The sequence below is a fragment of the Paraburkholderia sp. A1RI_3L genome (genome assembly GCF_048957895.1).
Lineage (GTDB): Bacteria > Pseudomonadota > Gammaproteobacteria > Burkholderiales > Burkholderiaceae > Paraburkholderia > Paraburkholderia kururiensis.
In genome coordinates this window covers 143304-162718 of sequence record NZ_JARCHA010000007.1, presented here as the reverse complement: position 1 = coordinate 162718, position 19415 = coordinate 143304, and the positions used below count along the sequence as shown (strand labels likewise).

Sequence of the window (19415 nt, the reverse complement as noted above, 5' to 3'; positions counted from 1 at the left end):
CGCCTGCAAGGCTATATGACGTACACGAAGATCGGAGGATCTGCTGAGGGCCCGGAACCGGCACAGCGCGACGCCGTAGAATGCGCTTCCGGGTATCCCGCGGACGTTCGCGGGACGAAAGCGAGAGCACAACAATGACCGTACTGAACCGTTACATGCGCGCTGCTGGCATGCTGCTTCCCGCCGTGTTGCTGGCGGCATGTGCCACGTCAGGGGACGAGCGCGCCTACCATCCTGAAACCGACGCGCGGGTCCGCGTCTACTGGGGGCCGGTCGTCTATTTCCACTTCGATACGGCGTGCGTGCCCGTCGGCAATGCGCCGGAGCGCAAGGGCAAGACCCTACTTGTCTCGAAGCCGGGCCTGTCCGCACTAAGAAACAAGACCGTCGGCATGCCCCTGCCGCCGGATGCGGGGCGCTATTACAAGGAATACGTTGTTCCCGCGAACCAGCCGCTGACCATCACGGCCCGCTTTTCCTCGCAGTCGGTGATGGGCAACACGATGTACGTCAGCACCACGCCCGACGGCGCCGGCACATTTGTGCCGGCAGCGGGCCGCGATTACGAGGTACTGGTCGATGGAAGCGCGAATACCCCGCAGGTGCAGGTCCGGCAACTGCATGACGGGGGCGGAGCGGTGACCACTACGCCGGTCGCTGTCTCGTCGGCGCCCGATTGCCGTTAGCTGTGGAGGTCTTTCTTCCGGGAACCGGCAGCTTTCCGATAATGGCAAACACGAGGGCCGCCAGGAAGCATACGAACTCCCACGAGTCAATCTGCCCGATTACGCATCCAGTCCGCGACTTCGAAGAACGATTGATGCAACCGCTCGCGCAGCATCCCCGGCAGGCCGGTTTGTTCCATCGCCATCGCCATGCATTTAACCCATTGATCGCGGTCTGCCGACGCAATGGCATAGGGTAGATGCTGTGACCGCAGGCATGGATGGCCGAAACGGCTAACGTAATGGTCCGGGCCGCCGAGCCAGCCGCACAGGAACCAGAACAGCTTGTCCCGCGTGTCGTCGAGCGTGGGCGGATGCATGGCGCGAAGCTCTGCGAACTCGGGTTCAAGGTCCATCAGGTCATAGAACCGGTCGACAAGTTGGCGCACACGCGCCTCGCCTCCAGCAAGACCGAAGGCCGTTATCTGTCGTGGGTCTTTGTCCGATATGTCTGTCATTTGCGAAATCCATGTGGAAAAGGCAGAAGCGATGGAGCGGGCTTCGTGCATGCCGGCGGCAACGCTATTGATGTCGACCATCGCGGCGCGCCCCGCTCGATCACGCAGTACGTCCACCTCTATGGAGACGCTGAGCCGCGAAGTCGGGACAGTGGTTGAACCGACTTCGCAGCGTTTCCGTGAGGCGAACACGTGAGCTCCGCAGCATCTCCCCCGCCGCACGTCAGTATCTGGCGTCCGCCGGCTTGCCTCCTTGAGGCCAGTCACGAACCTTGGCAGCAAAGTCGGGACGGGGCTGTTGCGTGAAATACGCAGCCACGTCGAGCGCGTCCTGATCACTCAGGCCGCCTTGCCCCAAGGGGAATTCGTTGCGTGTCCCGATCGGCATGTTGTGCCGGACGAACGCGGCGGCGGTGTAGAGCCTCGCCATGCCGGCCCCGATGTTGAACGACGCGTCGCCCCATAGCGGGGGATAGACGTCGCGGCCATCGAGCGCCTTTGTTCCTTCGCCGTTTGCACCGTGACACGACGCGCATTGCGCCGCATACACTTCCTTGCCGTGAACCATGTCGGGCTTCAGGTTCCGGTTGAACTCGCCCACGCCGCGTCCGGGTATCTTTTCCTTCGGCTGGACTGTGCCCTTCATCCAGTCGAACCACGCCAGCATGGCCTTCATGTCCGCCGAATCAAGAGGCAGCGGTTTGCCGTTCATCGAGCGCAGCATGCAGCCGTTGATACGGTCGGCCAGCGTAATGACCTTGCCGGCACGCGCGGCATAGCTGGGAAACTGGGCGGAAAGACCCACGAACGGCGAGGCATCCGCAACCGTGCCCGCGTTGAGGTGGCAGCTCGCACAGTTGAGCGAGTTGCCGACGTTGCGTGGCAGCTGCGCTTTCGTGTCGACCATCAGCTGCATTCCGCGCGCGAGCTGTGCGGCGTTCTGCCGGTCGAGCATCGCGGCGAAACGCGGTGTCTGGAAGGTCGCCGGCGTGTCGGTCTTCAACGCCAGTTCGCGGCGAAGCTTCCCGACGGCGGACGCGCTCACGGGAACGCGCTGTCCTCCCCAGGTCGTGCGCGCGAACGTCAGGATGTCCGCCAGTTCCTCGTCGGAGAGCCTGTCGAACGCCGGCATCGTATAGACCCGTGGATGGGCTGCCGTCTGCGGCGTCTGCCATCCGGTCAGTACCACGTGAATGGAGGAAACCGGGTCGGCGGAAAGCAGGGCCGTGTTGCGGGACAGTGGCGGGAACACCGGCGCGAAGCCGCGGCCATCGGTCTGATGGCAGGACGCGCAGAACTGCAGGTATCCGAGGCCGCCTCGGGTGGTCAGAAGCCCGGCCGGTTGCGCGTGCGCCGTCTGCGCTACGGGGCCGCCGTCTGCGCGTCCGGCCGCCGGTTTGCCGGACAGCGACACGAGATACGTTGCGATGGCATTCAGATCCGCATCGCTCATGTATTGCGTGCTGTGATGAACGACGTCACCCATGCCGCCCGCTGCGTCACCGTAGCGGTTCTGGCCGGTCTTGAGCAAGGTGACGAGATCGCGGGTCGTCCACAGGTTACGCAGATTGACGGCGTGCCACGAGTCGACCGTCGCGCCGGACAGGAATGCGCTGCCGTTGCTACCCGCGTCAGATAGCGCCTTTTCCTGAAACCCGATGCCACGGGGCGTATGACACGCGCCGCAATGGCCGGCGCCCTGCACGAGATACGCCCCCCGGTTCCATTCGGTGCTGCGCTGCGGGTCGGGCACGTAAGGCGCGCTGTCCAGGAACAGCCAGTTCCATGCGGCGAGCGTCCAGCGCATGTTGAACGGCCAGGGGATACCGGTTGCCCGGTTGGGCTGGCTGACCGGCTCGACGCCCTGCTTCAGGTAGGCAAACAGCGCGTGCATATCCTCGTCGTTCATCTTCGCGTACGACGGATAGGGCATCGCAGGGTAGAGGTAATGGTTGTCGGCGGCGATGCCTTTTCGCATGACCCGCTCGAACTGGGCAAAGGTGTAGCGGCCTATGCCGGTCGCGTCGTCGGGCGTGATGTTGGTCGAATACACGGCACCCAGCGGCGTGTTGAGCGGCAGCCCTCCGGCCATGGGTTTCCCGTTCGGGGCCGTATGACAGGCAACGCAATCGCCAAGGCGCGCAACGTACGCGCCGCGCGCGACGAGGTCTGCGTCCGGCCCCTTCGGTGCATCGGCCTGGGCGGCGAGCGCGTAGTGGACGCCCATCGCCAGGGCGGCGATGATCCAGCGCGAAAATTTTCGTTGTTTCATCTTGTACGGGTTCCCTGGTCGCACCGCGTGTGACGGCTGTGCCCGTCGTTCTTGTCCGGAGCGCTACGCGGCTTCGATGCACCGGCGTGGAGGCTCGCGTCTTTACAGCCGCTTCACGCGAGTCCAGCCGCTGCGGTGTTCGAACGGTGATTTGCCGGCCGCAGGACGCCTTTGCTTATTCCATAGTTGAATAAGCAAATTTCGGCGGGAAATATAGGACGCCCATTCCGGCTGTGTCAATGCAGACAGGCCGTGCACATGACGTATGCCGGTCTCCTTGACTGCGGGTGGTGTTCGGTCACTCGCGAATGCGGAGGCGCCGGATGCGCGCTCAAGGTCTCAGGCAGGGCTGACGGGTCGCAGCGGTTGTGGTTGGCGTCGCCACGCTCGTGGCATTTCGTCGCATCCTCGTTGCGGATCGACGCAAACGACGGCACGTCGCGCATATGCCGACTACGCCGTGTTTTGTGAGCGACGCCGTGTGCGGGGCGCACATCATCAGGAATGTCGCAGGAAGCTCCCGGCCTTGCGCTCCAGCAGCGCAATCAGTTCGGGCTGCATGAAGGCGTATTTGTCGGGGATGTCGAGACAGACGATTCTTTTGCCTTTCAGGAAAGGGCCGAATTTTCTGGAGAGCTTCGCCTTGTGTGCGCGCTCCATCACGAAAATGATGTCGGCCCAGGCGATCTGCCCGCTTGAGACTGGCGTTTGCGCATCGGGTGCCACGCCGGCAGAGTCCGTTTCAACGTCCTTCCAGCCGGAAAACACGTCTTCAGCCGTTGGGCTGCGCAACCGGTTCCTGCTGCAGATAAATAGTGCGCGGGTCATGCGTCGCCTTTCATGAGTCTCTTCCCTGACAACGGGCAAGCCACGATTCTCCCTCAGAGAATCAGGAGCTTGCGGATCTTCGCGAGCTGGGCGAGCGCGTCCGTATCAGGTCCACGATGTACTCGTGGCAGCAACGCTCTGGGGATGTTCACCATAACATCGGCCACGAGCTGCGATGGCACGTGGCCCGCGGTTCGTCGCTGCGTGCAACAGCGCAAGCGGCGAGCGGCAAATGACAACGCCTACGCCAATCGCAAATCCCACAACACATCAAGTACGTGTTGCGTGGAACGCTCAACGTGCCCCGCACGGTGGGCGATACCGAGCCGACGCCACAACGCCGGGCGCAGCGGACGCATGGCAATGCGCTCGTCGGGCATGGGCGTAGTGGCCTCGTGGGGCAACAGCGCTGCCCCGTAACCTGCCGCGACCAGACTCTTGATCGCATCGTTGTAGTTGAGCTGAATGCGCGGCGAAGGATGGTGCCCTGCGGTCGCGAACCACTCCGCCGTCAGACGCGAAAGACGCGTGGTCGCGTCATTGAGAATGAGAGGTCGAGCGGCGAGCCACTCAGGGGTGATGCGGGCCGGACACCGCCACTGCGCTGGCACAAAGGCCATCACAGGGTCGCGGCGCCAGGGCTTTATCACGAGTCCAGCCACGGGTGGCTGAGGCAACGCGATCAACCCGACATCCAGCGTTCCATCCACCAGCCGGGACAGGGTTTCCTGCGAAGTGAGCACGGCAATCTGAATGTCGATGGCGGGATGGTGCTCGCGCAGGACCTCGATCGCTTGCGGCAGCAGGTGGGCGATCACGCCTGTCGACGCGCCGAGACGCGCACGCCCTTCGAGTCCCGCTACCTGGCGTTGTATATCGTCTAACGCCTGCTCCGCGTCGGCCAGCAGTCGGCGCGCGCGCTCTACCAGCACCTCGCCTATGGGCGTCGGCCCCACCTGTCCGCGCTTGCGTAACAGGAGTGGCGCGCCAATGCGGTCTTCGAGTTCAGCGATGTGGAGGCTGACTGTGGGCGGCGCCAGGTTCAATGCACGCGCCGCTTCGACAAATGAACCCCGATCGGCAACGGCAATCAGGGTGCGCAAACGGTCCAGGCTGATTTCTCGCATGTTGCCTTCCAGATTCAGAAAAACTGAATGTTCACGTCATGAAATTCAACTTTCCCTATTCTAGACGTCCGCGCAACATAGGGGCTCGATTTGCCTTTTTATAACCCACAGTCAGCGGAGTCACCCACGTATGAGCGCTCCCCTAGTTTTCATCGACGGCGACCAGGGCACCACCGGGCTGCAAATCCATGACCGGCTGCGCGACCGCACCGACATCAGACTGTTCACACTTGCCGCTGCGGAGCGCAAAGACTCGCGGCGCCGCGCAGAAGCTATCAACGCCTGCGACATCGCCATGCTTTGTTTGCCCGATGCCGCCGCGCGCGAGGCAGTGGGCGCCATCGTCAATCCTGCCGTCCGCGTTATCGACGCAAGCTCCGCCCATCGCACGCAGCCGGACTGGACTTACGGTTTCCCGGAAATGTCGCCGGGGCAGGCTGGGCACATTGCGAGCGCACGTCGGGTCACCAATCCCGGTTGCTATCCGACTGGTGCGGTTGGCCTGCTGCGTCCATTGATGCAGGCAGGGCTCATACCGGGCAATTACCCGATCAGCATCCACGCGGTATCCGGCTATTCCGGACGGGGACGTGCAGGCGTGGAGGAACACGAGGGGCCGGGCGCGGCCAACGCGCCTTCATACCAGGTCTACGGTCTGGAACTCGCGCACAAGCACGCGCCGGAGATCCAGCAGCACGCCTTGCTTGCGCAACGTCCCATTTTCGTCCCTGCGTATGGAGCGTTCCGCCAGGGCATCGTGCTGACGGTGCCGCTGGCGTTGACGCTGCTGGCGCCCGGCGTGGAGGGGGCCACGTTACACGCCTGTCTCGCACGTCACTATGCCGAGGCGGCCCACGTGCGTGTCTTGCCGCTGCACGAATCGGGCGGCCTGGCGCCCCTGGATCCGCAAGCGCTGAACGGTACGAACGACATGCACCTGGGCGTGTTTCCCAACATGGAGCACGGGCATGTCCTCCTGTCCGCGGTGTTCGACAATCTCGGCAAGGGAGCATCCGGTGCCGCGGTTCAGAACCTGAACCTCATGCTCACGCAGCAATAGTGGCCGATGGTTCGAGCTAACTGGCTGGCTAGGGGTCGATGCAAGCCGATCGTATCGGGCAGAGGTCGGCCGCAAACAAAGAGCCGCTCGACAGCATCGCCGAAGTCGTCGGCAATCGGTGGCGTTGCGAGGCGACCTCTTACAACGCAAATCGCGCGCCTCGATGTATTCCTTCGCTCTCGGAGCGCTTACGCTGGATTTCGACGCAGCACCGACCATGGTGCCCTGCTATCTCGACGGGCTACCGCCGGTTGGATTGGGCTAGTGTTCGTATTCGTCCTTCATCGTGAGGCAATTCGGTCAGGCAGACGATCAACCCAGCCAGGTTGTTCACGGATGCATGTCCGCTTCCGGCGAAGACGAGCGTCCCTTGTGGACAGCCAAACGCCTCCAAAAATCACGCCCCTTCCCTCGCCCCCACCCGCACCGATCCCCACAACATCCGATACAGCATCCACACCCCCAGCGCCCCGCTCGCGAGCGCCCACAACCGCCACGGCGCCATCCAGTCCGCCGTCGCCGCGTTCCATTCGCGCGCCCCGAGATACACGGCAGACGTCACCACCGCGACGTTGTAAAACGCGTGCAACAGCATGCACGGCAGCAGCGAACGCGTGCGTCGGTAGAGCGCGCCGTTCACGCAGCCCAGCACGAAGCCCACCATGAACTGGTACACGTTGAGGTGCGCAAGCCCGAACACGGCAGCCGAATGCACGATGGCGACGCCAGGCGGATATTGCCGCAGGAAGCTGCGCAGGATGATGCCGCGAAACAGCATCTCCTCGACGATGGGCGCAATCACGCAGACCAGCGCCAGCGTGCCGAGTCCGCCTTTCATGAATTGCTCGCTGCCCGCCTGCATGGTTGGGCTCATCGGAAACAGCAATACGACCAGCATCTGCAGCAGGTTGCACACGAGCAGCAGACCCGGCGCGAGCAGCAGGATGGGCAGCGTGAAGAGCGCAAACGTGGCCGTCCACGAACTGCCGTTCTCGTGCAGCAATTCACGGTAGGTCGCCTTGCTGTGATGCAGCAGCACAGTGAAGCCGATTCCATAGGCGAGCACGCGGCCGATGCTGTAGATCGCCATGGGTTGTAGCCCCGCGCTGCGGCCCGGCTGCGCGATGATCGCGTTGACCAGCATCTCCCCGAAGTACAACGCGACCAGCACAAAGAACGCTTCCAGCAGGTTCGGAAAGCAATATTGGTGTTGTGGCGGCTTCATGGCTTCATGGTCCGTGATGTTCGAAGCTGTTGCGCGCTACGCGCGAAACGCGCGTCCCCGTCGGGGTTATCGTCAATACGGCTGCAAAACCTTAGTACGTCGCGCTTCGGGCCGCGAGCGGCGGCTCGGGCAGCACTCGGCATCGCATTGCTCCGCATCGCATAAAACAGCACGCCAGCAACGCCACTTCCTCCCACACCGAATTCCGTCACGCCGCTGCCACAGGCGCCCTGCACGATGGAAAGCGTTGATACGCGCAGGAACGGGCTGGCCGCACCGCCCGCGCGCCAGCGCGCTTGCAAGGGCCTTACATCGTCCACGGAGGAGGCTGCCATGCCCGCATCGAACTCACCGAACGCACCGAACGCACAAGACGCACTCAACGCGCTACACAAAAACCAGAGCACCTTCGCGAAGGCAGGCGTGCTTTCAGTGCGCACCGGCCTCAGCTGGCGTACCGCCGCGGCGCCGGCCCAGCACGCCATCGTCGTCACGGCCCAGCCCGATCACGTCGCCGCCCTGCGCGCGCACTTGCCCGCCACGCTCGACAACATCCCCGTCGACGTGCGCGCGGCCAATCCGATGGAACAAATGCGCGCGCTCGACCCCGCGCGTTATCTGGCCCTCGCGGAAGCGCGCCAGGAGCTTCGGCAACCCGACTTTGACGGCGAGATTTTCTTCGACGGCAAAGGCAACGCCGCGCCGCAGCACCCTGCCCCGCTCACGGCGTTCTTCGCCGCGCGCGCTCACAAGCCGCAAGAGCCCTACACCCCTGCGCCAGGCGCGAGTCTCGATGAAGTGACGGCGCCCGTCACGCTCGTGCTGCACGCGAGCCCCGACGCCGGCTGGGCGCAGCTCTCGAATTTCCTCGCGGGCGTTCGCGAGAATCTCGTGGTGGGCATGTACGACTTCACGTCCGCACACGTGCTCTCGGCCGTCGAAGCCGCACTCGCGGGCGGCAAGACGATGACGCTCACGCTCGACCACCCCGCGAAAAATCACACGGCGGACCAGACCGACGAAGAGACGCAAGCCGACCTGCACGAGTCGCTCGGCGACCATTTCAACGGCACCTGGGCGCTCACGAATTCGGACCCGAAGGCGCCTGTGTGGATCTATCCGAACGCGTATCACATCAAGGTCGCGGTGCGCGAAGACAACACGTTCTGGCTCTCGTCGGGCAACTGGAACAACAGCAACCAGCCGGAGATCGATCTCTCGGACCCGGCCGCAGCCCGCAAGATCGCCGCGAATAGCGATCGCGACTGGCACGTCATCGCCACCAGCGACAAACTTGCCGCCACGTTCCGCGCGTTTTTACAGCACGACTACGACGTGGCGAGCGAGGCCATCGCGCAGACCGCAACGACAAGCGCCGGCGTAGCGGCACGCATGGCGATGCTCAACGAAGGCGTTCCGCCCGGGATGATCGAGATGTTCGCCGCCGGCAAGGCTCCGCGCGAATTCTTCGCGCCGCGCACGCTCGCCGACACCATCCGCATCCAGCCGCTGCTCACGCCGGACAACTACCACGCGCACGTCAAGGCGCTCATCGACTCCGCGCAACAGACGTTCTATATGCAGACGCAGTACATCCACCCGAGCGGCCACGCCGGGGACGAAGACCACGACGCGCTGATCGCGGCAGTCAAAACACTCGTAGATAAAGGGCTCGACGTGCGCCTCATCACGAGCCAGTACCAGACCGACGCCTGGGTCGAAAAGCTCGCGAATGCCGGCGTGCCCGCCTCCGTGCTGCGACGTCAGGCGAATGTGCACAACAAGGGCATCGTGGTGGACGGCAGCACGGTCATGGTGAGCAGCCAGAACTGGTCCGCGGACGGCACGCTGAGAAACCGCGACGCGGGGCTCATCATCCACCACGCCGAGGCTGCCGCCTATTTCCAGCAGATCTTCCTGCACGACTGGGCCAACCTCGCCTCGCCGGTCGCGAGCTGACGGCTCTGGCGAGCGAAACGCCGACTCTCATGTTTTTTCGGCCGCGGCCGTTAACCGTGCATCAGCATTCGTACGGATACGGCCTCGCATGGCAAGCAGCGAGGCAGAGCACCGCCACGCCGGATGACGCCTTCCCCTTCAGTTCTCGTTTCGCTGCTGTTCGCGCTCTGTGGTGCACTGCTGCCCGTGCGCGGCGCCGCCGCCGTGTCGGAGCCAGCGTCTTCGACGCAACCCGGCGCCCCGCTCAACGAGCGCATCGTCATGGTGCCGGTGCAGTCGTCGCCGCCTGTGCGGCTGCAGGTCACGCTGTACATGCCCGGGCGGGGCGGTCCGTTTCCGCTCGCGCTCGTCAATCACGGCGCCTCGCACGACCCGGCCAATGCGCCGCGCGTCGCCGACGAATTCATCCCGTATTACTTCCTCTCGCGCGGCTATGCCGTTGCCATGCCGATGATGCGCGGCTACGCCGGCTCCGAAGGCCAGTTGGTGCCGCACGGCTGCGACGTGACCGCGATCGGGCTCGACGCCGCGCGCGACATCCGCAAGGTGCTCGACGACGTAAAAGACCTGCCCGGCATCGACGCTTCACGCATCGTCGTGGCCGGCAAGAGCATGGGTGGCTGGAACACGCTCGCGTTCGGCTCGCTGAATCCGCCTGACGTGAAGGGCCTGCTCAACTTCGCGGGCGGCGTGAAGGAGTCCGACTGCCGCTCGCCGGATGCGAGCCTCGTCGCCGCCGCAGCGCAATTGGGAGCACGCACGAAACTGCCTTCCATGTGGTTCTACGGCGACAACGATCAGACCTTCGCCACGCCCACATGGCAGGCCATGTTCCGCCAATACACGGCGAACGGCGGCCGCGCGCAACTGGTGGACTACGGCCCCTTCCAGAAAGACGCGCACGCAATGACGGCTTCCGGCGCAGGCTTGCCGCTATGGGTGCAAAAGGCCGACGCGTTTCTTGCGAGCATCGGTATGCCGGGCCGCGAAGTGAATCCCGAGTATCTGCCGGGGCGTGGTCCGCGCGCCACGTCCTATGCCGACATCGGCGATCTCAGCGCGGTGCCCTATCTGGACGATGCGCAGAAAGAGAAGCTCTACCGCGGTTTTCTCGCGGCGCCGTTGCCACGCGCAATCGCCATTGGCATCACCAGCGGTGCGTGGGCGTCGGGCGGTTTCGATGCCAGCGAGGCCGCGATGAAGCGATGCTGGGCCGTCACGCAGTATTGCCGGCTCTACGCCGTGGACAACGCAGTGGTGTGGCCGCGCGACGCATCCGCCCCGCCGCGCACGAACTTCGCTGCGCTCGCCAATGCGAACGCGGTGCCGTATCTCTCCGCCAAAGGGCGCGCCGCCTACGCGGACTTTCTCAAGGCACGCCGGCCACGTGCGTTTGCCATTGCGCCCGATGGTGCATGGGGCACGGCGTCGGGGCTCGATGCGCTCTCGTCCGCGCTCGTGCAGTGCGCGGCGGGCCATACCGGCTGCCGCCTCTACGCCGTGGACAGCGATGTCGTCTGGAGCACGAACCGTTGAGCACGATGCCGCTCACTCGGCGCGCCTGCACGACTTCACGCCAGCAATCGCTTCGAGCCGCTCGCACACGGCCTGGAATTCGCCTTCGGTAACGCGCGAAAAAGCGATGGATACGTCATCGAGATCGGGGTCGTCTTCCGACTGCTGGACGATGAACTGCTTGACCCGCACGCTGCCCGTGTCGAGCACGCTGTGAATGGTATCGAGCGAAATGCTGCCGCGCTCCACCACCAGTTCGATGCTGCGTCGCTGCCGCACCGAAATGAAGCGCCGTTCCAGCGGCTTCACGCCCGCGAGAATGGCAAGGATGATGACCGTCGCGCCCACCGAGGCGGTGTACATGCCGCCGCCCACCGCGAGCCCGATGCCCGCAACGGACCACAAGCTCGCCGCCGTCGTGAGCCCGCGCACGATCTCGCCACGCAGCAGAATGGACCCGGCGCCCAGAAAGCCGATGCCGGAAACTACCTGCGCGGCGACCCGCGACGGGTCGAGCACGACGTCCTTCTGGCCGAGTACGTCGGCAAAACCGAACGCCGACACCAGCATGATCAACGCGGAGCCCACGCACACCAGCATGTGCGTGCGCAGGCCCGCGGCCCAGTTGAGTCGTTCGCGCTCGAAGCCGATGACACTGCCGAGCAGCGCCGCAAGCAACAGGCGCGATAACAGTTCGATGTTGCCGATCATGTGCGGACACCCCAGGTCATGGCAATGGGGGCATGGTACGGCAGCAAGCCCTACCTTGCAGGCCATTTACGTGCTGCATGGCCTCTGCACCGCAGCATGCGGGCGCCCATACGGTTACGCGAGCGCGACCACCGCAATCTCCACGAGCAGATGCGGCGCGGCCAGCTTCGCCTCCACCGTGGCGCGCGTGGGTGCACAACCTTCGGGCACCCATGCGTCCCACACTTCATTCATGCCCGCGAAGTCGCGCTCGATGTTGGCGAGCCACACCTGCGCGGAAACGAGCTGCGTCTTGTCGATGCCGGCTTTGGCGAGAAAGCCATCGATTTTCTCCAGCACCTTCGCGGTCTGGACCTTGACGTCAGGCGCGGGATCGGCCGACGTCTGGCCGCCGATGAACACGAGCCCCGCGGCCTTCACCACGCGGCTCATACGCTGATTGGTTTCGATACGAACGATATCGGACATACGCTTGTGCGCTCCTTCGCCGTGACGGCGAGACGAGAGGTTGAACGAAGCCGCGCCGGCAATACGAGGTGACGCGGTGGCGCGGCAGACAGTAGCGTGCTGCGTCGCAAAGGAGCGCGGCGCAGCACGCATGAGAAAGGATTGAAAGAGGATTGAAAAGGCGACCCGTCTACTGCTCAATGCGCGGCGACGTGGGCATTGGCACCTTCAACCTCTGCAGACGCAGGCGCCGAAGCATCGAAGCGATCGATCCTGAACGCATCCAGCGGCAACGACGCCTCTCCGTCCAGCATCAGTTCGGACACCAGACGTCCGCAGCCCGGCCCCAGCTGAAAGCCGCTGCCGCAATAGCCGAACGAGTAGTAGAGGTTCGACGCGGTACGGCTTGCCGAGATGACCGGCAGCGAATCGTCCGTGAACGCTTCCACGCCGGCCCACGCGCGGTTGATGCCCAGATGCCTCAAGTGCGGAAACAGGTCCACCACGGTCTGCGCGCTCTTCACGAGCCGCAGAAAGTCCACTTCGCCGTGGCGCCCCGGCAGATCCGCGATGCCGATCAGCTTGCCGCCAATCACCACCGTGCCGTTGTCGAATTGCTTGAACGACAGCGGCCGGCCTGTGGCGCCCAGCGTCGCGCGGCAGAACGGCGCCACGCGATGCGTGACCATCAGCATGAGCCCTTCGGGATGCACCGGCACCGGCTCGCCCGCTTGCCGCGCCAGTTCGCCCGACCACGCACCGGCCGCCACCAGCAGCTTCTGCGCAGCGAACACACCGCGCGCGGTGTGAGCCATCCAGCGCGAGCCGCGCGGCTCGATGCGCGTCACGGGCGTGCCTTCGTGAAAGCGCACGCCGTGGCGTTGCGCCGCGAGGCGAAACGCGGTTGTGGTGCGAAACGGCAACGCGTAACCGTCGCGCTCCACCCAGATGCCGCCCGTCACGTGCTTTGCGAGCGCGGGCTCCAAGGCGAGCACGGTCTCGCGATCCACGATCTTCTCGTGCGTGAAGCCGTGCGCTTCGAGCAAGGCCACGCGCTCGCGGCATTCGTCGAGTTCGGCGTCGGTCTCGGCAATCTTCAGTTGCCCTGACGGTACGAAGCCGCCGTCGTCACCCACGGTGTCGCGCAGCGCATGCCAGATCTCGCGCGACATGAGCGCAAGCGGAATCTCGGGCAATGGCCGCCCCAACGTGCGCACGCCGCCGGCATTCACGCCCGACGAATGGCGTGCCACGTAGTCGGCTTCCAGCACGATCACGCTCGCACCGCGTCGTGCGAGATGAAACGCGCTGCTCGTGCCGTGCAGGCCGCCGCCGATCACGAGGACGTCGGCTTCCTCCACGACGTTCGCAGCAAGAGCAATGGCGTCATTCACCGGCAAGCTCTCCCAGCGTGAGCGGCTTGATGGGCGGACGAATGCGGTAGTAGCCCACTTCCTCGGGCGACACCTTGCGCGCATCCGCGATCACCTCGGTCACGGTGAGCCCGCACATGCGTCCCTGGCACGGCCCCATGCCGCAGCGGCCGAACGACTTCGCCTGGTTCGGGCCCACGCAGCCCAGTGCCACGAAGCCGCGCAACTCGCCGGCCGTCACTTCCTCGCAGCGGCAGACCACGGTGCTGTCCGCCGGAATGCGGTTCGCGTCGCGCGGCCGGTAGAGGCTGTCGAGGAACGGACGAATGCGCATCACACGTTCCAGCGCCGCGCGATGCACGGCGGCCTCGCGGTCGCGCGTGGCGGCATCGATGGCACCCAGTTGCGCCATAGCGGCAAGCGCCGCGAGCGTGCCCTGCTCCGCCGCGGCCTGCGCGCCGCCAATGCCGGCGCCGTCGCCCGCCACGAAGATGCCGGGCACGTCGAGTTCGCCCCATGCGTCCACCTGCGGGGTGAAGCAGAGTTGCGCGTCGTTCCAGCGATGCGTTGCGCGCAACGCCTGCGTGAATTGCGTATTGGGCACCACGCCCTGATGCAGCAGAATCACGTCGGCTTCGATGCGATGCGTGCGACCCTGGCTCGTGAACGAAAGCGCCGCGGCACGCTGCACGCCGTTGCTATCCGCTTTGCCCTCCACGCTGAGGTTGTCCGCGGCTTCGTAGATGGGCACGCGCGCCTCGCGCAGCGTGCGGATCAAATGCAGGCCCTTGCTCAGAAACGGCCACGCGCGCAGCGCCGAGAGCAGATGCCGCTTCGCGCGCCAACGGTCCTCGTGCCGCGTCGTATCGACGAGCGCGCGAATGGGCACGCCTGCACGTACGTACTGCCAGCCGAGCAGGTACAGCAGCGGTCCGCAGCCTGCAAGCACAGGTGCCGAAGCAGGCACCTCGCCCGCGCTCTTCAGCAGGATCTGCGCCGCGCCCGCCGTCATGACGCCGGGCAGCGTCCAGCCCGGAATGGGAAACGGCCGCTCTAGCGCGCCGCTCGCGAGAATCACGCGCTTCGCCTCGAAGCTGCCCACCTTGCCGTCCTTGAGGTAGTGCACCGCGTGCTCACGCGTGACCTGCCACACCGACGCATTCGCCACATGCCGCGCGCCCGATTGCGCAAACGCATCGGCAATCGACGCACCGGCTGCGTAGTCGGGGCCCAGAATCTCTTTGCGCTGCGCGTCGGCACGGCCAATGGCGCGATAGATCTGGCCGCCCACGGCGTCTTGCTCGTCGAGCAGCACCACCGAAAGACCCGCACGCGCCGCGCGCGTGGCCGCGCTCATGCCCGCGGGACCGGCGCCCACTACGACGACGTCGACGTTTTCCGAAGCGAAATCAGCGGCCATGAACGGTCTCCGGCAAGTCGGCATTCACGGGCGGCAGATCGCGCGCGCCTTCCTGGGAGCGGATGCGCATGCCGTCCTTCACTTCCACCATGCAGCTTTGGCGGCTGGGCACGCCGTCTATTTCCACGAGGCATTCGAAGCACGCGCCCATCATGCAGTACGGCGCACGCGGCGAACCGGAGACGGGCGTTGCGCGAAATCGCGACACACCTGCCGCAAGCAGCGCGGCGGCCACGGACCGGCCCGTGGGCACGGCGAGCGGCTGGTCGTTGAACCAGATGCGTGCGAGCGCGGTTTCGGGCGTCGCGCCTTCGGCCGGCAGCGGCTTGAACAGCGGGTAACCAGTTTGAGAAATCATGTTGGTGTCAGTGAGCGAGGATCGGTTCAGCCGCGCCTTCGAAGCGGCGCGCAGAAAAAGCCGGCAGTTCGTCGGGCATGGGCTGCGCGCCTGCAATCCACGGCGCGATACGCAACGCGTGCGCCGCGGCGAGCGTCACGCCGCTGTGGCAGGTCACGACGAACGCGCCCGGATGCGCTTCGGACTGGTCGTAGATCGGAAAACCGTCGGGGCTGTAGACGCGCAGCGCGGCCCACATGCGCACGAGGCGCACGTGACGCAGCATCGGAAACGCACGCACGCCGCGTTGTGCGATGTCGCTCAGCACGCGCGTGGTCGTGAAGTCGTTGAAGCCGACCTCTTCCATCGAATCGCCGAATTGCACGGTGCCTTCGTCGGTCTGCCGCACGTTCAGCGTCGGGTAGTGAAGGAACGGTGCGACGCGTTCGCTGACCAGCACCTGGCCGCGATTCGGCGCCACGGGTGCATGGAGTCCGACCAGCGGTGCGAGCGCGCGATTGCCGAGCCCCGCGGCCAGCACGAGGCGCGCCGCGCGATACGTGCCATGCCGGCCGTGCACGACGAAGCCGCCCTGCGTGCCTGGCGCCGCATCGATGCGCGCAACGTGCTCGCCCGACACGAGCCGCACGCCGCGCCGCTGCATGCTCACGTGCAGTGCGCGCAGCAGCTTGAGCGGATTCACGTGGCCGTCCATCGGCGTGTAGCTCGCGCCCAGCACGGCGGGGCCTACGTCGGGCAACCGCTCGCGCACTTCGCGGTGATCGAGCATTTCGAACGGGTACTCGCCCAGTTCGTCGCGCAAGGTGGCAAGGCGCCGCTCGCGCTCGGCGAGTTCGTCGTCGGAAAAGCAGAAGTGGAAGCCGCCGGGCTGGCGCAACGCAACGTCCACGCCGCTTTCTTCGAGCAACGCCGCCGCCAGCGACGGCCAGCGCACCGCCGAACTGCGCGACCAGCGCGCATACGGCGAGAGCCCGTAGCCCTTGCCCTGAATCCACACGAGGCCGAAGTTGCCACGCGACGCACGAAAGCCGCCGTCGTCTTCATCGAGCACCGTCACGCGCGCGCCTTCGCGGGCAAGGCCGTAGGCCACGGCGGAGCCGACGAGGCCGCCGCCCACGACGAGCACGTCGGCGCTGGTTTGCACAGCAGACGTCATCGAACTTCTCCAATCAGGATGCGATCGAGGCCCACCAGCCGGTCGAGCACCACCATCAGCACGACAGTGCCCACGATCAGCACCGCCGACACCGACGTGACGAGCGGATCGATGGTCTGCGCGATCTGGTTGTACATGGCGACGGGCAGTGTGGTGGTGCCCGGCGTCGCGACGAAAATGGTCATCGTGAGTTCGTCGAAGCTCTGGATGAACGAGAGCAGCCAGCCGCCCGCCACGCCCGTGCGGATCATCGGCAGCACCACGCGGCGAAATGCGGTGAAGCGGCTTGCGCCGCACGAAAGCGCGGCACGCTCCGCATCGCGGTCGAGCCCCACCGCCGACGAAAGCGCCAGCCGCAGCGCATACGGCAGCACGATCACCACGTGCGTGGCAACGAGCGCCCAGAACGAGCCGCCCAGTTTCAGCAGCGAAAGAAAGCGCAGAAACGCGATGCCGAGCACGACAGCGGGAATCATCATGGGCGAGAGGAAAAAGCCCATCAGCGCGCCGCGGCCCGGAAAGCGGTAGCGCGCAATCGCGAGCGCCGCGGGCACCGCGAGCACCACGCCGATGGTGGCCGCCGCGAACGCGAGCCGCACCGAAAGCCAGAAGGCCGAGACGATGTCGCCGTTTTCCAGGATCGCGCGAAACCAGCGCAGCGAGGCGCCGTCAAAAGGCATCGAGATATAGCCCTTGTCCGTGAACGCGACCAGCATCACGACGACGAGCGGCGCAAGAATGAACGTGAGAAACAACGCGTTGTAGGCAAGGCCCAGGAATCCATTTTGTTTCATGGCGTCTCCGTGGCGCTAGTCGAAGATGTGCTTGAAACGACGTTCGGCGAGGCGGCTGCACCCCATTACGATCGCCACGTTCGCCACCAGCAGCAGCACCGCGATGCTCGCGCCGAGCGGCCAGTTCAGCGTGCCGAGAAATTCGTCGTACGCGGCCGTGGCCACCACTTTCAGGCGACGCCCGCCGATCAGCGCGGGCGTGGCAAACGCGGAGGCCGACAGTGCGAACACGATGATGGAACCCGAGAGCACACCCGGCAGAATCTGCGGCAGCACCACGCGCCGGAACACGCGCAGCGGCGACGCTCCGAGCGAACGCCCGGCCCACTCCACCTGCGGATCGAGCTTTTGCAGCGTCGCCCACACCGACATCACCATGAACGGCACCAGCACGTGCGTAAGCGCGATGATCACGCCGGTCATCGTGAAGACGAAGCGGATGGGTTCGTCGGTCACGTCGAGCGCGCGCAGCACGCTGTTGATCACACCGTTGTTGCCGAGCAGGATCTGCCAGCCCAGCGTGCGCACCACGACCGAAATAAGCAGCGGCCCCAGCACGATCAGCAGACAGATGGACTGCCACGGCCGGCGCATGCGCGCGAGCACGATGGTTTCCGGCACGCCGAGCACGATGGAGAGCAGCGTCACGGCAAACGCGAGGCCGGCCGTGCGCAGGAAGATCGTGCCGTAGTACGGGTCCGTCACGACTTCGAGGTAATTGCTCCACGTATAGCCGGGCTGCACGCCGGCCACGTCGCTGAACACATGAAACGACAGCATGAACGTGAGCAGCAGCGGCACGAGCAGCAGTCCCACGAAAAGCAGCAACGCAGGCGCCGAGAGCAGCCACGGCGCGGCGCCGCCGCGCGGGTCGTCAAGCGTGGCCATGCGTGTCCTCCCGGCCCAGCACGCGCAGGTCGTCGTCGGTCCAGGCGAGTGCGACTTCGTGGCCTTCGTCGGGCGGCGGCGCGCCGTAATTAGGCTGGGCCACGTGCATGCGGCCCAGCGCCGTGTCCACCACAAGCAGCCATTGATTGCCGACGAACACACGCGTCACGACGCGGCCGATCAACCGTCCATCGCCGGCACGCGCATCGCCGTTCACGAGCCGCACCTTCTCGGGCCGGATATAGACGTTCACGGCGCCATCCACGTGACGGCCTTCGTGCGGCACGTGCAGCGTGGTGCCCGCCACCGCCACTTCGGCGCAGCGCGGATTGCGGCGCAGCACCTCGCCTTGCAACGTGTTGGTGCGGCCAAGGAACGTGGACGCGAACGGCGTGGCGGGCCGCTCGTAGGCATCGAATGGCGTGCTGAGTTGCGCAATCTTGCCGCCGTGCATCACGGCGATGCGGTCGCTCATCGTCATCGCTTCCACCTGATCGTGCGTGACGAGGATCGTGGTAATGCCGAGCCGCTTCTGGATGGCGCGCAGTTCGATGTGCATCTCCTCGCGCAGCTTCGCATCGAGGTTCGACATCGGTTCGTCGAGCAACAGCAGTTCGGGTTGCATCGCGATGGCGCGCGCAATCGCCACGCGCTGCCGCTGGCCGCCCGACAGCTCCTTCGGATAGCGCGCATCGAGCCCGCGCAGCCGCACGAGTTCGAGCGCCTCGGCAATACGCTCCTCGCGCTGCGCGCGCTTCATCTTGCGCATTTCCAGGCCGAAGCCGACGTTGCCCGCCACCGTCATGTGCGGAAACAGCGCGTAGCTCTGGAACACCACACCGATGCCGCGCTTTTCGGGGCGCTCATGCGTAATGTCGCGGCCATCGAGCGTGATGCGGCCCGTGGTGGGCGAGACGAAGCCCGCCACCATCTGCAGCGTCGTCGTCTTGCCGCAGCCCGAGGGCCCGAGCAGCGAGAGAAACTCGCCGCGCTCAACCGAAAGATCGATGTGCTCGATCGCCGTGAAGTCGCCGTAGCGTTTGGAAATGCCTTGCAGGGTCAGGAAGCTCATCAACGTTCATCCTTGCCAAAAGCACAG

18 protein-coding genes are annotated in these 19415 nt (G+C 65.3%); 4 read left to right on the top strand and 14 right to left on the bottom strand.

Annotation, left to right across the window (positions count from 1 at the left end):
* The first annotated feature begins 134 nt into the window (after positions 1-134).
* Positions 135-686, top strand: a complete 552-nt coding sequence (locus tag PXJ20_RS19870; protein WP_413215203.1) for a hypothetical protein — start codon at positions 135-137, stop codon at positions 684-686.
* An 86-nt stretch (positions 687-772) separates the two neighbouring features.
* Here PXJ20_RS19870 and PXJ20_RS19865 read toward each other — a convergent pair whose 3' ends face one another.
* From PXJ20_RS19865 to PXJ20_RS19850, 4 genes are all read right to left on the bottom strand, one after another.
* Entirely contained in the window at positions 773-1183 is a 411-nt protein-coding gene (locus PXJ20_RS19865) for a group II truncated hemoglobin (protein ID WP_421032649.1), read from the bottom strand.
* Between the two features lie 223 nt (positions 1184-1406).
* Positions 1407-3410: a c-type cytochrome gene (locus PXJ20_RS19860; protein WP_421032648.1), complete on the bottom strand. Its 2004-nt coding sequence runs from the start codon at positions 3408-3410 to the stop codon at positions 1407-1409.
* Positions 3411-3953: 543 nt separating this feature from the next.
* On the bottom strand, positions 3954-4283 hold the full coding sequence (locus PXJ20_RS19855) for a low molecular weight protein tyrosine phosphatase family protein (RefSeq protein WP_126879111.1): 330 nt from the start codon (positions 4281-4283) through the stop codon (positions 3954-3956).
* A gap of 242 nt (positions 4284-4525) precedes the next feature.
* On the bottom strand, positions 4526-5410 hold the full coding sequence (locus PXJ20_RS19850; RefSeq protein WP_421031995.1) for a LysR family transcriptional regulator: 885 nt from the start codon (positions 5408-5410) through the stop codon (positions 4526-4528).
* A gap of 130 nt (positions 5411-5540) precedes the next feature.
* Here PXJ20_RS19850 and argC point away from each other — a divergent pair, with 130 nt between their 5' ends.
* Complete coding sequence (gene argC, locus PXJ20_RS19845) at positions 5541-6470, top strand: N-acetyl-gamma-glutamyl-phosphate reductase (protein ID WP_126879113.1); 930 nt, start codon at positions 5541-5543, stop codon at positions 6468-6470.
* Positions 6471-6867: 397 nt separating this feature from the next.
* Here the strand turns inward: argC and PXJ20_RS19840 are convergent, their stop codons facing one another.
* Positions 6868-7695, bottom strand: coding sequence for a CPBP family intramembrane glutamic endopeptidase (locus tag PXJ20_RS19840; protein ID WP_421031994.1), 828 nt, complete (start codon positions 7693-7695; stop codon positions 6868-6870).
* Between the two features lie 333 nt (positions 7696-8028).
* Here PXJ20_RS19840 and PXJ20_RS19835 point away from each other — a divergent pair, with 333 nt between their 5' ends.
* Complete coding sequence (locus PXJ20_RS19835) at positions 8029-9654, top strand: phospholipase D-like domain-containing protein (RefSeq protein WP_421031993.1); 1626 nt, start codon at positions 8029-8031, stop codon at positions 9652-9654.
* Positions 9655-9777: 123 nt separating this feature from the next.
* Positions 9778-11190 (top strand): dienelactone hydrolase family protein, encoded by a 1413-nt coding sequence (locus PXJ20_RS19830; RefSeq protein ID WP_421031992.1) that lies wholly within the window; start codon positions 9778-9780, stop codon positions 11188-11190.
* Positions 11191-11202: 12 nt separating this feature from the next.
* On the opposite strand, the gene PXJ20_RS19825 is transcribed toward PXJ20_RS19830, so the two are convergent.
* The 9 genes from PXJ20_RS19825 to PXJ20_RS19785 form a co-directional block, all read right to left on the bottom strand.
* Positions 11203-11880 carry an MgtC/SapB family protein gene (locus PXJ20_RS19825; RefSeq protein WP_126879119.1) on the bottom strand — a complete coding sequence of 226 codons (678 nt, stop codon included), beginning with the start codon at positions 11878-11880 and terminating at the stop codon, positions 11203-11205.
* A 114-nt stretch (positions 11881-11994) separates the two neighbouring features.
* On the bottom strand, positions 11995-12348 hold the full coding sequence (locus tag PXJ20_RS19820; RefSeq protein WP_421031991.1) for a RidA family protein: 354 nt from the start codon (positions 12346-12348) through the stop codon (positions 11995-11997).
* A gap of 176 nt (positions 12349-12524) precedes the next feature.
* Complete coding sequence (locus PXJ20_RS19815) at positions 12525-13721, bottom strand: NAD(P)/FAD-dependent oxidoreductase (protein ID WP_421031990.1); 1197 nt, start codon at positions 13719-13721, stop codon at positions 12525-12527.
* Entirely contained in the window at positions 13714-15120 is a 1407-nt protein-coding gene (locus tag PXJ20_RS19810) for an FAD-dependent oxidoreductase (protein ID WP_421031989.1), read from the bottom strand. The genes PXJ20_RS19815 and PXJ20_RS19810 overlap by 8 nt, the downstream gene beginning before the upstream one ends.
* On the bottom strand, positions 15110-15478 hold the full coding sequence (locus tag PXJ20_RS19805) for a (2Fe-2S)-binding protein (protein WP_413215213.1): 369 nt from the start codon (positions 15476-15478) through the stop codon (positions 15110-15112). Before PXJ20_RS19805 ends, PXJ20_RS19810 begins: the two co-directional genes overlap by 11 nt.
* Before the next feature lie 7 nt (positions 15479-15485).
* Complete coding sequence (locus PXJ20_RS19800; protein WP_421031988.1) at positions 15486-16634, bottom strand: NAD(P)/FAD-dependent oxidoreductase; 1149 nt, start codon at positions 16632-16634, stop codon at positions 15486-15488.
* Positions 16631-17428: an ABC transporter permease gene (locus tag PXJ20_RS19795; protein ID WP_017775212.1), complete on the bottom strand. Its 798-nt coding sequence runs from the start codon at positions 17426-17428 to the stop codon at positions 16631-16633. Before PXJ20_RS19795 ends, PXJ20_RS19800 begins: the two co-directional genes overlap by 4 nt.
* Before the next feature lie 15 nt (positions 17429-17443).
* Positions 17444-18316 carry an ABC transporter permease gene (locus PXJ20_RS19790; RefSeq protein WP_421031987.1) on the bottom strand — a complete coding sequence of 291 codons (873 nt, stop codon included), beginning with the start codon at positions 18314-18316 and terminating at the stop codon, positions 17444-17446.
* Positions 18303-19388 (bottom strand): ABC transporter ATP-binding protein, encoded by a 1086-nt coding sequence (locus tag PXJ20_RS19785; protein ID WP_421031986.1) that lies wholly within the window; start codon positions 19386-19388, stop codon positions 18303-18305. Before PXJ20_RS19785 ends, PXJ20_RS19790 begins: the two co-directional genes overlap by 14 nt.
* Positions 19389-19415: the final 27 nt, after the last annotated feature.

Coding starts and splice junctions, on each gene's coding strand:
- PXJ20_RS19820 (WP_421031991.1), bottom strand. CDS start 12,348: ATGTCCGATATCGTTCGTATCGAAACCAATCAGCGTATGAGCCGCGTG.
- PXJ20_RS19850 (WP_421031995.1), bottom strand. CDS start 5,410: ATGCGAGAAATCAGCCTGGACCGTTTGCGCACCCTGATTGCCGTTGCC.
- PXJ20_RS19870 (WP_413215203.1), top strand. CDS start 135: ATGACCGTACTGAACCGTTACATGCGCGCTGCTGGCATGCTGCTTCCC.
- PXJ20_RS19860 (WP_421032648.1), bottom strand. CDS start 3,410: ATGGGCGTCCACTACGCGCTCGCCGCCCAGGCCGATGCACCGAAGGGG.
- PXJ20_RS19805 (WP_413215213.1), bottom strand. CDS start 15,478: ATGATTTCTCAAACTGGTTACCCGCTGTTCAAGCCGCTGCCGGCCGAA.
- PXJ20_RS19840 (WP_421031994.1), bottom strand. CDS start 7,695: ATGAAGCCGCCACAACACCAATATTGCTTTCCGAACCTGCTGGAAGCG.
- PXJ20_RS19790 (WP_421031987.1), bottom strand. CDS start 18,316: ATGGCCACGCTTGACGACCCGCGCGGCGGCGCCGCGCCGTGGCTGCTC.
- argC (WP_126879113.1), top strand. CDS start 5,541: ATGAGCGCTCCCCTAGTTTTCATCGACGGCGACCAGGGCACCACCGGG.
- PXJ20_RS19785 (WP_421031986.1), bottom strand. CDS start 19,388: ATGAGCTTCCTGACCCTGCAAGGCATTTCCAAACGCTACGGCGACTTC.
- PXJ20_RS19810 (WP_421031989.1), bottom strand. CDS start 15,120: ATGGCCGCTGATTTCGCTTCGGAAAACGTCGACGTCGTCGTAGTGGGC.
- PXJ20_RS19800 (WP_421031988.1), bottom strand. CDS start 16,634: ATGACGTCTGCTGTGCAAACCAGCGCCGACGTGCTCGTCGTGGGCGGC.
- PXJ20_RS19855 (WP_126879111.1), bottom strand. CDS start 4,283: ATGACCCGCGCACTATTTATCTGCAGCAGGAACCGGTTGCGCAGCCCA.
- PXJ20_RS19825 (WP_126879119.1), bottom strand. CDS start 11,880: ATGATCGGCAACATCGAACTGTTATCGCGCCTGTTGCTTGCGGCGCTG.
- PXJ20_RS19835 (WP_421031993.1), top strand. CDS start 8,029: ATGCCCGCATCGAACTCACCGAACGCACCGAACGCACAAGACGCACTC.
- PXJ20_RS19865 (WP_421032649.1), bottom strand. CDS start 1,183: ATGACAGACATATCGGACAAAGACCCACGACAGATAACGGCCTTCGGT.
- PXJ20_RS19795 (WP_017775212.1), bottom strand. CDS start 17,428: ATGAAACAAAATGGATTCCTGGGCCTTGCCTACAACGCGTTGTTTCTC.
- PXJ20_RS19830 (WP_421031992.1), top strand. CDS start 9,778: ATGACGCCTTCCCCTTCAGTTCTCGTTTCGCTGCTGTTCGCGCTCTGT.